We start from the raw sequence: 13,200 nt of genomic DNA on the forward strand, positions 1-13,200 counted from the left end.
CGCGGTCGAAGACGGTGGGCCAGCCGCGGCAGTAGCTGCGCACCTCGGACTCCAGGGTTTCGAAGACGCTGAGGTCGGGCTGGGTGATGGTCACGGTGATTCGCTCCTCAGTGGGCGGTGGACGCGGTCAGCGGGCCGATGCGGTACAGGACTTCGGGGTCGTGCGGGCCGTCCGGGAACAGGTCGGCGGGGAACAGCACCTCGCGGCGGACCCGTGCGCCGTGCCGCTCGGCGAACGAGGTGAACAGCCGCTCGGAGGCGGTGTTGCCGGGCGTGATGGTGGTCTCCAGCTCGGTGATCCCGCGTTCGGCGGTGAGCCGGGCGGCCAGCCCGTCCAGCAGCTTGGCGGCGATGCCGTGGCCCCGGTGGGCGGGGTCGACGGCCACCTGCCAGACGAGCAGGGTGCGGGGGCGGTCCGGCCGCAGGTATCCGGTGACGAAGCCGACCGGCTCCCCGTCCACGCCACGCGCCACCGCCGAGGTGCCGGCGAAGTCCCGGCACCACAGCACATAGCTGTAGGACGAGTTCAGGTCGAGGGTTTTCGAGTCCTTGGCGAGGCGCCAGAGCGCGGCTCCGTCGGTCGGCGCCGGCCGTTCGATGAGCAGGTCTGCAGGTGCGGCAGTCATGCGGCACGAATTTAGCGAGGCGAATTCGAAAATGCACGGGAGTGATCGCTGGGACTGCCCGTCGCCTCGGTGGAATGTCCGAAGTATCCCGCGATAAACCAGGGCAAAACGCCCACGTTGTGGATTGTGTCACAGCCCTGAAACCGCCGGAAACCCGCCTGCAAAGTCCCCTGTTTAGCTCTGCAAAAAGGGGGCAGAAGAAGACGGGAAGCTATCGTCCGGGGAATTGGCGGGAATTGTGAAAGTAAATTGAATTCGAAGGGGTGGGACTACTGCCAGGCCTTCTCCGCGGCCCGGCGCCCGGCGGCCGGGTCCACCGGCAGGCCCTGCTCCGCGAGTGCCGCGCCCAGGGCGGCCAGGGAGTTCCGGACCGCCCCCGGGGTCGCGTCGGGGCCGTAGTGGTTGACGCGGATCATCTCCTTCGCCAGGGCGCCGCCACCGGCCGCCAGCGGCAGTGTCGGATCCGTCGCCAGGGCGCGGGCCACCAGCTCCGAGGCCACCACCCCGGACGGGACCCGCAGGGTCGTGGCGACCGGCGCCGCGTCCCGCTCCTCGTGCACGTACGGCTCCAGGCCCCCGCCCAGCGCCACCGCACCGGCCCGCGAGGCCAGCGCGGCGCGCCGGTGCCGGGCCATCACCGTCTCGAGACCGTCCGACTCGATCCGCTCCAGGCACGCCTCGAGCGCCAGCATCTCCAGCTGGGCCGGAGCGTGCGGCAGCGCCTTGCGGCCGGCGTCGATCCAGCGGTCCTTCCAGTCCAGCAGGGAGAGGTAGGAGCGGCGCGGGGCGTTCGGGTTGGCGGCCATCCGGGCCCACGCCCGCTCGCTCACCGAGATCGCCGACACACCCGCCGGGCCGCCCATCGCCTTCTGCGCCCCGATCACGCACAGGTCCACGCCCCACGCGTCCGGCAGCACCGGCTCCGCGCCCACGGAGGCCACCGCGTCCAGGTAGAAGAGGGCGCCCTGCTCCCGTACCGCCTCGCCGATCTCCGCGACCGGGTTGGTGTTGCCGGTCGCCGCCTCGGCGTGCACCAGCGACACGAAGTCGATCTCCGGGTGCTCGGCGAACGCCTCCCGGATCTGCCCGGCGGTCACCGCCGTGTGGAACGGGACGGAGAGGTCGTACACCGTGGCGCCGGCGTCCCGCAGCCAGTTGCCGAAGGTCTGGCCGTACGGGCCCGTGATCACGTTCAGCGCCACGGTGCCCGGACCGGCCGCCGCGCGGATCGCGCCCTCCAGCGGCAGCAGCGCCTCGCCCTGCGTGATCAGGACGTCCTGCCGGGTGTCCAGCAGCCGGGCCACCCCGTCCTCGATGGCGGCGAAGCGCTCGGCACTCAGCGGGGGCAGGTCGAGGAAGGGGTGGGTCACGGCGGTGCTCTCTTCGCTCTCGGGGGTAGGTCTGGGAGGTCGACTCCACCGATCTTAGGTCGAAAGCCTTCGTAACCATGGGTTTGATTTGAGAGACTCAAACCCTTCCTTATAATCGGAAGCCACAGTTCCATCACAGGAGATCTCCCCATGAAAACGCTCGCAGGGCGCCGGGCCCGCCTTCTGGCCGCCACCACCGCGACCGCCGCACTCGTGCTCGTCGCGGCCGGCTGCTCCTCCAGCGACTCGGGGAGCGGCAAGACCACGGTCAAGGGTGTCCACCTGGTCAAGGGCGGTCAGCTGACCACCTGCACCCACCTGCCCTACCCGCCGTTCCAGTCGGAGATCGACGGCAAGGTGCAGGGCTTCGACGTCTCCCTCATCGACCTTGTGGCCAAGGACCTCGGCGTCAAGCAGCAGATCCTCGACACGCCCTTCGAGAACTTCAAGACCGGCGCCTTCCTGAACTCGGGCGAGTGCGACCTGGCCGCCGCCGGCATGACCATCACCGACGAGCGCAAGAAGAACGTCGACTTCTCCGACCCGTACTTCGAGGCCACCCAGGCCGTCCTGGCCGACAGGAGCAGCGGGATCGACTCGCTCGCCGACGTCAAGGCCAAGGGCAAGAAGCTCGGCGCCCAGGCCCAGACCACCGGCGAGGACTACGTCAAGGGCAAGGGCTACGACCCGATCTCCTTCGAGTCCTCCGACGCCGTCCTCAACGGCCTGCGCACCGGCCAGGTCCAGGCCGTCGTCATCGACTACCCGGTCGTCCAGGGCTGGCTCAAGGACAAGGCCAACGCGGACAAGTTCAAGGTGGTCGACAACCTCAAGACCGGTGAGCAGTACGGCTTCACCGTGAAGAAGGGCAACAAGGCGCTGCTCGACGCCGTCAACAAGGCGCTCAAGACCGCCAAGGCCGACGGCACCTACAAGAAGATCTACGAGCAGTGGATCGGCCCGTACGACGCCTCCGTCGCCTCTCCCGCCGCCTCATGACCGATACGGACGTCACCACCCTCCAGCCGAAGAAAAAGGGACTGACCCGGCGCCAGAAGCGCAGGCTGTCGCGGGGCGTGCAGTACGCCGTCTTCGTCGCCGCCGTGATCGCCTTCGCGGTGACGGCGGACTGGGACCGGCTGCAGAACCAGTTCGCCCAGGCCGACATCGCCCGGCAGATGTTCCCGGACGTCATCACGCTGGCGCTGAAGAACACCGTGCTCTACACGCTGTCCGGCTTCGTCGTCGGCCTCGTCCTCGGCATGGTCATCGCGCTGATGCGGCTGTCCTCCGTGGGCCCCTACCGCTGGCTGGCCGGCGTGTACATCGAGATCTTCCGCGGCCTGCCCGCACTGCTGATCTTCATCTTCGTCGGTGTGGCCGTCCCGCTCGCCTTCCCGGGCACGGAGATCCCGGGCGGCACCTACGGCAAGGTCGCTCTCGCGCTCGGCCTGGTCTCGGCCGCCTACATGGCGGAGACCATCCGCGCCGGCATCCAGGCGGTGCCCAAGGGGCAGATGGAGGCGGCACGTTCGCTCGGCTTCTCGCCCGCGAAGGCCATGGTCTCCGTCATCATCCCGCAGGCCTTCCGGATCATCCTGCCGCCGCTCACCAACGAACTCGTCCTGCTCTTCAAGGACTCCTCGCTGGTGCTGTTCCTCGGCGTCACCCTGGAGGAGCGGGAACTGTCCAAGTTCGGCCGCGACCTCGCCAGTACGACCGCCAACTCCACGCCGATCCTGGTCGCGGGCCTGTGCTACCTGCTGGTCACCATCCCGCTCAGCTTCGTCGTCCGCCGTATGGAAACCAAGGCCCAGGAGGCGATCCGGTGAGCCGCCCGGAGATCGAGGTCCGCGGACTGCACAAGTCCTTCGGCGACAACGAGGTGCTGCGCGGCATCGACCTGGAGATCGGCCAGGGCGAGGTCGTCTGCGTCATCGGCCCCTCCGGCTCCGGCAAGTCGACGCTGCTGCGCTGCGTGAACCTGCTGGAGGAGCCCACCAAGGGGCAGGTCTTCGTCGGTGGCACCGAGGTGACCGACCCCGACGTCGACATCGACGCCGTCCGCCGCCGTATCGGCATGGTCTTCCAGCAGTTCAACCTGTTCCCGCACCTGAACGTCACCGAGAACCTCACACTGCCCCAGCGCCGGGTCCTCGGGCGGGACAGGGCGACGGCCGCGAGGACCGCCGCCGAGAACCTGGCCCGCGTCGGCCTGGCCGAGAAGGCGGACGCCTACCCGTCCTCCCTCTCCGGCGGCCAGCAGCAGCGCGTCGCCATCGCCCGCGCGCTCGCCATGGGCCCCGAGGTGATGCTCTTCGACGAGCCGACCTCCGCGCTCGACCCGGAGCTGGTCGGCGACGTCCTCGCCGTGATGCGCAGGCTCGCGCGGGAGGGCATGACGATGATGGTCGTCACGCACGAGATGACCTTCGCCCGTGAGGTCGCCGACCGGGTCGTCTTCATGGACGGCGGTGTGATCGTCGAGGACGGCAGCCCCGAGCAGGTGATCGGCGACCCGCAGCACGAGCGCACCCGGCACTTCCTGTCCCGGCTGCTCGACCCGGCGATGGCCGAGGTGGAGGAGGAGATCTCCGACCAGGTGGGGAAGTCCGAGCCGTAGGTCGTTAAGGTGCGGTGCATGAGCGATGGTGCCGTGCTGCACGTGAAGGGCCGGGTCCTGGCGGGGCCGGACGACGTCCGCGACGAGCTGTGGGTCGTCGGGGGCCGGATCTCCTACGACCGCCCCGCCGGCGCCCGCGACGTGCGGACCGTCGCGGGCTGGGCGCTGCCCGGCCTGGTCGACGCCCACTGCCATGTCGGCCTCGACGCGCACGGCCCGGTCGACGCGGGCACCGCCGAGAAGCAGGCGCTCACCGACCGGGACGCGGGCACCCTGCTGATCCGCGACGCGGGTTCGCCCTCCGACACCCGCTGGATCGACGACCGGGCCGATCTGCCGAAGATCATCCGGGCGGGCCGGCACATCGCCCGCACCCGCCGCTACATCCGCAACTACGCCTGGGAGATCGAGCCGGACGCCCTCGTCGCCTACGTCGCCCAGGAGGCCCGGCGCGGCGACGGCTGGGTCAAGCTGGTCGGCGACTGGATCGACCGCGACCTCGGCGACCTGTCACCCTGCTGGCCGCGCGAGGCGGTGGAGGCGGCCATCGCCGAGGCCCACCGGCTGGGCGCCCGGGTCACCGCCCACTGCTTCGCCGAGAACTCCCTGCGCGACCTGGTCGAGGCCGGGATCGACTGCATCGAGCACGCGACCGGTCTCACCGAGGACCTGATCCCGCTGTTCGCCGAGCGGGGCGTCGCGATCGTCCCGACGCTCGTCAACATCGCCACTTTCCCCAAGCTCGCCGACGGCGGCGACAAGAAGTTCCCGCGCTGGTCCGCGCACATGCGCCGGCTGCACGAGCGGCGCTACGACACCGTCCGCGCCGCCTACGACGCCGGCATCCCGGTCTTCGTCGGCACGGACGCCGGCGGTTCCCTGGCCCACGGGCTCGTCGCCGAGGAGGTCGCCGAGCTGGTCACCGCCGGCATCCCGCCGGTCGAGGCCCTCGCCGCCGGCAGCTGGGCCGCCCGCGCCTGGCTCGGCCGGCCCGGCCTGGAGGAGGGCGCCCCGGCCGACCTCGTGGTGTACGAGGCCGATCCCCGGGCCGACGTACGGGTGCTGGCGGCACCGCGGCGGGTGGTGCTGAACGGCCGGGTCATCGAGTAGCCGTTCCCGTCCTCTCGAACGAGTGGGCGGGGAATCCACGTTTGGGTGAAGTGCCCCTGGAACGCTGACTGTTCACCCGCAGCGGGGACAAGGTTGACGGGTCCCAAGCATGTCCCGTCTGGGGGTCCCACCGCCTTGAACAGCAACAACTTCCGCATGCCCGCACGCCGACTCGCCGCGCTCGCGACGGCGACGGCCCTCGCCTCGGCGCCCGTGGTCCTGGGGGGCGCGGGCGCCGCGCACGCGACCGGTGACCACGGTCGCGCCTCCGCCGTCGTGCTCCGCACCGGCCTCGACGTCTCCCTGCTCGACAAGACCGTGAACGTCCCGCTCGCGGTCTCCCTCAACGAGGTCCAGGCCCCGCGGAGCGCCGACAGAACGGCGCTGTCCGCCCGGCTCGAGGGCGTGAACGGCGGCAGGCCGTTCACGGTGCTCGGCGCGGACGTCGCCGAGGCGAAGGCCACGGTGACCGCGCGGCGCGCCGAGGGCTCGGTCCGCGTCGCCCACGCCGAGCTGCACGTACCCGGCCTGCCCCTGCTGTCCCTCCTCGAGGCCGACGCGATCACCGCCAAGGCGACCTGCGAGGTCGGCAAGGCGCCGGTCGCCTCCGCCGACGTCCTCGGCGCCGTCACCGTCCTCGGCAAGCGCGTCACCCTGACCGCCGGCGGTCCGGCCGAGGTCAAGGTCCCCGGCGTCGGCGAGGTCCGCCTCGACCTCTCCCGACGGCGCACCACGACCCGTACGGCCGCCGCGACCGCCCTCGAACTCAAGGTCTCCGTCAACCCGTTGAAGCTCAACGTGGCCGACGTCGAGGGCACGCTCACCCTGGCCAAGGCCACCTGCGAGTCCCCGATGGCCCCGCCCACCGGAAAGCCGGTCCCCAGCCACGACCCGGCCGGCCCCCGCCCCCAGGGCGGAACCGCCGAGGCCGGCCTCGCGGAGACGGGCGGCAGCCCGGCGACCCCGTACCTCGCGGGCGGCGCACTGGCGCTGCTGCTCGCGGGCGGGGGAGCGGTGGCGATGGCCCGCCGCCGGAAGAACTGACCGACCCCCGGCCGCTCCCCGCCCCGCGGGTCACCCCGGGTGGGGAGCGGCCCCCCGGCCCGCCCCGCCGGTGTCGGCAAGCGCGGCCGACAGTGCCTTCAGGAAGCCGTTCACCGTGGCCCGGTCCCGGACAGCGATCCGTACCCATTCCTCCCCGAGCCCCGGAAAGGTGTCCCCCCGCCGCACCGCGTAACCAAGGTCGCGCAGTCGGCGCCGTACCCCGGCCGCCCCCGGCATCCGCACCAGCACGAACGGCCCCTCCGCCGGCTCCGCCACCCGCACCCCGAGGGAGGCGAGGGAACGCAGCCCGGCCACCAGATGCGCCCGGTCCGCCGCGATGCGGTGCGCCGCGTGCCCCGCCTCCGCCAGCGCCCGCGGCGCCACGCACGCCCGCGCAGCCGCCAGCGCCGGCGTCGACACCGGCCACAGCGGCTGGGCCCGCTCCAGTTCGGCGATCACCTCGGGCGCGGCCAGGACATACCCGATGCGCAGCCCGGCCAGCCCCCAGGTCTTGGTGAGGCTGCGCAGCACGACGAGACCGGGTACGTCGGTCCGCCCGGCCAGCGCCTCCCGCTCACCGGGCACCGCGTCCATGAACGCCTCGTCCACCACCAGCGTCCGCCCCGGACGGGCGAGCCGGACGATGGTCTGCGCCGGGTGCAGCACCGACGTCGGATTGGTGGGATTGCCGATCACCACCAGGTCGGCGCCCTCCGGCACGGCCGCCGGGTCCAGCCGGAACCCGTCCTCCGCCCGCAGCAGCACCCGGTCCACGCTGTGCCCGGCGTCCCGCAGCGCGGCCTCCGGCTCCGTGAACTGCGGGTGCACCACGACCGGCCGGCGGACCTTCAGGGCGCGGGCGAGCAGCACGAACGCCTCCGCCGCCCCCGCCGTCAGCAGCACCCGCTCCACCGGCAGCCCGTGCCGCGCCGCCACCGCCGCCCGCGCGGCCCGCCCGTCCGGGTAGGCCGCGAGGGACGCCAGCGAGCCGGCGATCTCCTCCCGCAGCCACGACGGGGGCGTGTCCGCGCGGACGTTGACGGCGAGGTCGGTCAACGCGGCCCCGTCGTCCCGTACTTCGGCGTCCCCGTGGTGCCGCAGATCGGGCCCGGCCCCGCCGTCCTGCTCAGTGCGCATGGCTGTGCGAGTGCCCGCCGTGGTGGTGATGCCCGTGCCCGTGGTGGTGGTCGTCGTCGTCCGGGTGGAAGTGCGGCTGCTGCGGCAGCCCCACCTTGTCCTCGAAGCCCGGCAGCGCGATCCGGTACACGCACGAGTCGCAGTTCATGCGCAGATCACCCTTGACGGCCTCCTCGTACCGCTCCATCACCAGGTCCAGCAGCTCCGGCTCCGGTCCGATCACGTCCGCCGACCGCACGTCCAGGTCCGGGTGCGCCGCCGCCCACTCCCCGGTCTGCTGCCGCACCCGGTCCGGCAGGATGCCGGTGAAGAGGAAGTAGGGGAGTACGACGATGCTCCGCGCCCCCAGCGCCGCGCACCGGTCCAGGCCGCTCGGCACGTCCGGCGCCGCGAGCGACACGAACGCCGTCTCCACCCCGGCGTACCCACGGCCCTCCCACAGCAGCCGCGCCGCCTTGAACACCTCGGCGTTGGCGTCGGGGTCGGTCGAGCCGCGCCCGACCAGCAGCACCGTCACCTCAGAGCGGTCCGTGTCGCCCAGCACCTCGTCCAGCCGCCGCTCCAGCACGTTCAGCAGCGCCGGGTGCGGGCCCAGCGGGCGGCCGTAGGTGTAGGAGATGCCCGGGTGCCGCTCCTTCTCGCGGGCCAGCGCGGCCGGGATGTCGCCCTTGGCGTGCCCGGCGGACACCAGCATCAGCGGCACGGCGGCGAACCGGCGTACGCCCTGCTCGACCAGCTCGGTGACGGCCTCGCCCAGCGGCGGCGGGGACAGCTCGATGAAGCCGCCGGCGACGGGCAGCCCGGGGTGGCGGCGCCCCAGCTCCCGGACGAAGTCGCGGAACGCCTCGGCTCCGGCGTCGTCACGGGTGCCGTGTCCGGCGATGAGCAGGGCGGGCGGGGTGGTCACGAGGTCTCCTCGGAGTGTGAAACGGGGTGGTACAGCAGGGCGTTGAGCGCGGCGGACGCGACCGCCGACCCGCCCTTCTCGGACACGTTGCTCACGGCGGGCAGCCCGCTCGTCCGCAACGCGGCCTTGGACTCGACCGCGCCGACGAAGCCGACGGGCAGGCCGATGACGAGGGCCGGGGCGGCGTCCAGGGTCAGCAGCTCCTCCAGCGCGGTCGGCGCGTTGCCGATCACCCAGAGGGCACCGGGCCCGACCTGCTCGTACGCGAGCCGGATCGCGTGCGCCGACCGGGTCAGACCCGGCCCGGCCACGGCGTCCCTGAGCCGGCAGACGGTCTCGCGCCGGGTGATCCCGGCGGCCACCATCTCGACGTCCACGACCACCGGCGCCCCGGCGTGCAGCGCCGCGTGCGCCGTCTCCAGCTCGCCCTCGTCCATGACGAGATCGGTCGCGTACTCCAGGTCGGCGGCGGAGTGGATGACCCGCTCCACCACCGCCCGGGTCAGCGGCGGGAAGTGCGAGGTGTCCAGGCGGGCGCGCAGCCGCCGGTAGGACTCCTGCTCGATCGGGTGGACGACGCGGTTCACTTCGCCCCCTCCGGCGATCCCTGCCAGCGGTAGCCACGCGGCGTCACCATGCGCCCCGCGATCTCACGGGTCGCCGTGTTGCCCACGGTCACGACCGTCATCATGTCGACCGTCGCCGGGTCCAGTGCGGCCAGCGTGGTGACCCGGCTGGACTCGTCCGGCCGGGAGGCGTTGCGGACGACACCGACCGGTGTCGTCGGTTCCCGGTGTCCGCCGAGGATCGCGAGCGCCTTGGGCAGCTGCCAGTCCCGGCCCCGGGAACGCGGGTTGTAGAAGGTGACGACGAGGTCCGCCTCGGCCGCCGCGCGCACCCGGCGCTCGATGACCTCCCACGGCGTGTGCAGGTCGGACAGGCTGATGGAGACATGGTCGTGGCCCAGCGGCGCGCCCAGGATCGCCCCGGCGGCCAGCGCGGCCGTCACCCCGGGCACCCCGACCACGTCGATGTCGTCGGAGGCCTCCGCGAGCGCGGGGGAGGCCATGGCGTACACGCCCGCGTCCCCGCTGCCGATCAGCGCGACCGCGTGCCCCTTGCGGGCCTCCGCGACCGCCGTACGGGCCCGCTCCTCCTCCGCGCCGAGCCCCGACTCCAGCACCCGGGTGCCGGGCCGCAGCAGGTCGCGGATCTGGTCCACGTACTGGTCGAGCCCGACCAGCACCGAGGCCCGCCGCAGTTCGGCCGCCGCGCGCGGGGTGAGCAGGTCACGGGCGCCCGGACCGAGCCCGACCACCGCGAGCCGCCCGCGAGCGGGCCGCCGCACCACGGCACAGGTCGCCATGGCCGGCTGCCCGTCGGAGCGCTCCGACTTCTTCTTCGGGACGAGGAGTTCACCGCCCCGGACCAGCGCGGCGGCCTCCGCCACCGACGGGGTGCCGACGGCCGCGAGCGGCGCGTCCGACGGGTTGGGCACCTCGACCGCCGCCAACTCCTCGGCGGCGTACGTCACCAGCGGCACCCCGAGCCGCTCGGCGGCGGCCACGATGCCCGGCTCCTCCGCCTTGGCGTCCACGGTGGCCAGCTCGGCGACCGACTTCGACGACAGCCCCGCCTCCCGCAGCGCCCCCTCGACCAGGGCGAGGACCTCCTCGGCCGGCGCGCCGCTCGACGCGCCCACCCCGACCACCAGCGACGGAGGCCTGAGCAGCACCTCCCGCTCGCCCGCCGTGACGGCCCGGTCGGTGACCCGGATCGTGTACGGCCCCTGCGCCGCGACCGGCAGCGGCGGCAGCGGCCACGCCACCTCCGTCTCCAGCGCGACCGGCTCGCCGTCCAGCAGCGCCCGGGAGACCACGGCGACCGAGCCCTCGTACGGCAGGCCCAGCGTGTCCAGGCCGGGCAGCCCGACGGAGTCCGTCGCGGTCGTCACCACCGGCTCGGCACCGAGCACCTCGCCGACCTCGCGGGCCAGCTCGTTGGCGCCGCCGCCGTGCCCGCCGAGCAGCGACACCGCGAACCGGCCGGCCTCGTCCACGCACACCACGCCCGGGTCGGCCGCCTTGCCGCCGAGCAGCGGCGCGAGCAGCCGTACCACCGCGCCCGTCGCCAGGAAGCACACCACCTGGTCGCACTCGGCGAACGCGGCCCGCACGGCCTCCCCGACGGGACCCTCGTACACCCGGGTGCGCTCCGGCCAGGCCGCGGCCAGCCGGTCCCGCGCCGCCGCTCCCGCCGCGGTGGCGGACATGAGGCCGATCACTGGACTACTCCTTCGCTAGACGCCGGGGTTCTGACGCCCCACAGCAGAAACACAGGATTGGTGGCCGCCAGCCGGGTCACGTCCCCCGGCAGCGGCGCGAGGCGCGAGGCCTGCACCAGCACCCCGTCGCAGGTGAACCCGGCACCGGTCAGCGCCTCGCGGGCGGCCGGTACCCGGTCCAGCGCGGCCATGGCGACGACGACCGTCCGCCGGGCCCGCCGCGCACACGCGGCCACCACGGCGGGCAGCTCCCGGCCCCCGCCGCCGACGAACACCGCGTCCGGATCGCCGGCCAGCCCCGCCAGGGCCTTCGGCGCCGAGCCGTGCACCACGTCCACGTCGACGCCGTGGGCGCGCGCGTTGGCCCGGATCCGCTCGACACCGTCGGCCGCCTTCTCGACGGCGACGACGGCCGCGCCGAGCCGCGCGCACTCCACCGCCACCGAGCCCGACCCGGCGCCCACGTCCCACACCAGGTCCCCGAGGCGCGGCCCGAGCCGGGCCAGGGCCAGCGCCCGTACCTCGAACTTGGTGATCATCGAGTCGCGGTGGGTGAACGCGTCCTCCTCCAGCGCCCACCGGACCGGCGCCTGCGGCACCCCGGCGACCGTCCGCACCGCGCCGAGCGCCCGCGACTCGTCCAGGCACAGCACCACGCTCACCGCCGTACCCCAGTCCCGGGCCGCCGCCTGCGCGGGCGTCACCCGCTCCACGCGCTCCCGCTCCGGATCGCCGAGGGCGCTCGCCACCACGAGCACCCGGTCACGCGGCACCGCGGCCCCCAGCTCGGCGGGCCCGGCGCCCGGCCCGGTCAGCACGGCCACCTTCGGCCGGGCCCGGCACACGTTCACCGCCGTCCGCAGGTCCCGGCCGTGCGCGCTGACCACGACCGCGTCGTCCCAGGGCAGCCCGATCCGGGCGAAGGCCGCGGCCACCGAGGACACCCCCGGCCGCACGTCCAGCAGCCCGGACCCGAACCGCTCGGCCAGCGCCCGCACGATCCCGAAGAACCCCGGGTCCCCGGAGGCCAGCACGACGACCGGCAGCTCCTTGCCGACGTACTCGGCGACCGTGTCCAGGGCGGGCGCCAGCGGCCCGAGCACCACCCGCTCCGCCCCGTCCGGCAGCCGTACGGCGTCCAGGTGCCGCCGCCCGCCGACCACCAGCGCGGCCCCGGCGAGGACGTCCGCGGGCACCGGCGCCCCGGTCCCCGTACCGACGACCGTGATCAACTCTTCGCCCTCTGCTCGCGCAGCTCCCGCCGCGCCTGGGGGTCGGCCTTCCGGTAGCCGTGGAAGTGACCCGGGTGGTACAGGTGCGAGCGCGTCCCGTGGGCGTCCAGCGCCGGGCCGACCAGGAACAGCGTGTGCTTCCAGAGCTTGTGCTCCTTGACCGTCTCCTCCAGCGTGCCGATCGTGCACTTCACGACCAGCTCCTCCGGCCAGGTCGCCTGGTAGGCGACCACGACCGGTGTGCTCGTGGGGTAGCCGCCCTCCAGCAGCTCCCGCACCAGCTGCCCGCTGCGCGCCGCCGACAGGAAGACCGCCATGGTGGTGCCGTGGCGGGCGAACTCGCGCACCTCCTCGCCGGGCGGCATCGGCGTCTTGCCGCCGCCCAGCCGGGTCAGCACCACGGACTGGGCGACCTCCGGGATCGTCAGCTCGCGCCGCGCCAGCGCGGCCACCGCGGAGAACGAGGACACGCCCGGCACCACCTCGGTCGCGATGCCGATCTCCTGGCAGCGGTCCAGCTGCTCCTGCGTGCCGCCCCACAGGGCCGGGTCGCCGGAGTGGATCCGGGCCACCTTGAGCCCCTCCTCGAACGCACGTCGGTACACCGCGACGACGTCCTCCAGCGACATCGTCGCCGAGTCCAGGATCTCGGCGTCCTCGCGAGCGTGTTCGAGGACCTCCGCCTGGACCAGGCTCGCGGCCCAGATCACGACGTCGGCCTCGGCGATGGCCCGCGCGGCACGGAACGTCAGCAGGTCGGCGGCGCCGGGGCCGGCACCGACGAAGGTCACCTTGCCGGTGGTGGCATCGGCCATGGGAATCGGTCCTCTCCTACGAGTACTGCGGTTGTGGCTGTCGGACGTGCGG

General features: G+C 73.4%; 13 protein-coding genes. 5 read left to right on the forward strand and 8 right to left on the reverse strand.

Features of this window, described 5'->3' with window-relative positions; translation table 11 throughout:
- Positions 1–107: 107 nt before the first annotated feature.
- Positions 108–626 (reverse strand): diaminobutyrate acetyltransferase, encoded by a 519-nt coding sequence (gene ectA / locus ACZ4U1_RS39315; RefSeq protein ID WP_467908978.1) that lies wholly within the window; start codon positions 624–626, stop codon positions 108–110.
- 269 nt (positions 627–895) lie between these two features.
- Complete coding sequence (locus ACZ4U1_RS39320) at positions 896–1,996, reverse strand: pyridoxal-phosphate-dependent aminotransferase family protein (protein WP_467908979.1); 1,101 nt, start codon at positions 1,994–1,996, stop codon at positions 896–898.
- A 150-nt stretch (positions 1,997–2,146) separates the two neighbouring features.
- On the opposite strand from ACZ4U1_RS39320, the gene ACZ4U1_RS39325 reads away from it, so the two are divergent.
- The 5 genes from ACZ4U1_RS39325 to ACZ4U1_RS39345 all read left to right on the forward strand — a co-directional run bounded on the left by ACZ4U1_RS39325 (position 2,147) and on the right by ACZ4U1_RS39345 (position 6,773).
- Positions 2,147–2,995: a transporter substrate-binding domain-containing protein gene (locus ACZ4U1_RS39325; RefSeq protein WP_467908980.1), complete on the forward strand. Its 849-nt coding sequence runs from the start codon at positions 2,147–2,149 to the stop codon at positions 2,993–2,995.
- On the forward strand, positions 2,992–3,828 hold the full coding sequence (locus ACZ4U1_RS39330) for an amino acid ABC transporter permease (RefSeq protein WP_467908981.1): 837 nt from the start codon (positions 2,992–2,994) through the stop codon (positions 3,826–3,828). The genes ACZ4U1_RS39325 and ACZ4U1_RS39330 overlap by 4 nt, the downstream gene beginning before the upstream one ends.
- The gene (locus ACZ4U1_RS39335) at positions 3,825–4,619 is read left to right on the forward strand and encodes an amino acid ABC transporter ATP-binding protein (RefSeq protein ID WP_467908982.1); all 795 of its coding nucleotides are present in this window, start codon (positions 3,825–3,827) and stop codon (positions 4,617–4,619) included. The genes ACZ4U1_RS39330 and ACZ4U1_RS39335 overlap by 4 nt, the downstream gene beginning before the upstream one ends.
- 18 nt (positions 4,620–4,637) lie before the next feature.
- Positions 4,638–5,729 carry an amidohydrolase family protein gene (locus tag ACZ4U1_RS39340; protein ID WP_467908983.1) on the forward strand — a complete coding sequence of 364 codons (1,092 nt, stop codon included), beginning with the start codon at positions 4,638–4,640 and terminating at the stop codon, positions 5,727–5,729.
- Between the two features lie 135 nt (positions 5,730–5,864).
- The gene (locus tag ACZ4U1_RS39345) at positions 5,865–6,773 is read left to right on the forward strand and encodes an SCO1860 family LAETG-anchored protein (RefSeq protein ID WP_467908984.1); all 909 of its coding nucleotides are present in this window, start codon (positions 5,865–5,867) and stop codon (positions 6,771–6,773) included.
- Between the two features lie 30 nt (positions 6,774–6,803).
- Here ACZ4U1_RS39345 and cobC read toward each other — a convergent pair whose 3' ends face one another.
- The 6 genes from cobC to cobM are packed head-to-tail and all read right to left on the reverse strand — an operon-like array spanning position 6,804 to position 13,148.
- Positions 6,804–7,910, reverse strand: a complete 1,107-nt coding sequence (gene cobC / locus ACZ4U1_RS39350) for an Rv2231c family pyridoxal phosphate-dependent protein CobC (RefSeq protein ID WP_467908985.1) — start codon at positions 7,908–7,910, stop codon at positions 6,804–6,806.
- Entirely contained in the window at positions 7,900–8,817 is a 918-nt protein-coding gene (locus ACZ4U1_RS39355; protein ID WP_467908986.1) for a sirohydrochlorin chelatase, read from the reverse strand. Before ACZ4U1_RS39355 ends, cobC begins: the two co-directional genes overlap by 11 nt.
- Positions 8,814–9,404, reverse strand: a complete 591-nt coding sequence (locus tag ACZ4U1_RS39360; protein WP_467908987.1) for a precorrin-8X methylmutase — start codon at positions 9,402–9,404, stop codon at positions 8,814–8,816. The genes ACZ4U1_RS39355 and ACZ4U1_RS39360 overlap by 4 nt, the downstream gene beginning before the upstream one ends.
- Positions 9,401–11,101, reverse strand: a complete 1,701-nt coding sequence (gene cobJ / locus ACZ4U1_RS39365) for a precorrin-3B C(17)-methyltransferase (protein ID WP_467908988.1) — start codon at positions 11,099–11,101, stop codon at positions 9,401–9,403. Before cobJ ends, ACZ4U1_RS39360 begins: the two co-directional genes overlap by 4 nt.
- Positions 11,098–12,333 (reverse strand): precorrin-6y C5,15-methyltransferase (decarboxylating) subunit CbiE, encoded by a 1,236-nt coding sequence (gene cbiE / locus ACZ4U1_RS39370; protein ID WP_467908989.1) that lies wholly within the window; start codon positions 12,331–12,333, stop codon positions 11,098–11,100. The genes cobJ and cbiE overlap by 4 nt, the downstream gene beginning before the upstream one ends.
- The gene (gene cobM / locus ACZ4U1_RS39375) at positions 12,330–13,148 is read right to left on the reverse strand and encodes a precorrin-4 C(11)-methyltransferase (protein ID WP_467908990.1); all 819 of its coding nucleotides are present in this window, start codon (positions 13,146–13,148) and stop codon (positions 12,330–12,332) included. The genes cbiE and cobM overlap by 4 nt, the downstream gene beginning before the upstream one ends.
- Positions 13,149–13,200: the final 52 nt, after the last annotated feature.

It is taken from the genome of Streptomyces sp. NPDC028928, from assembly GCF_055564915.1.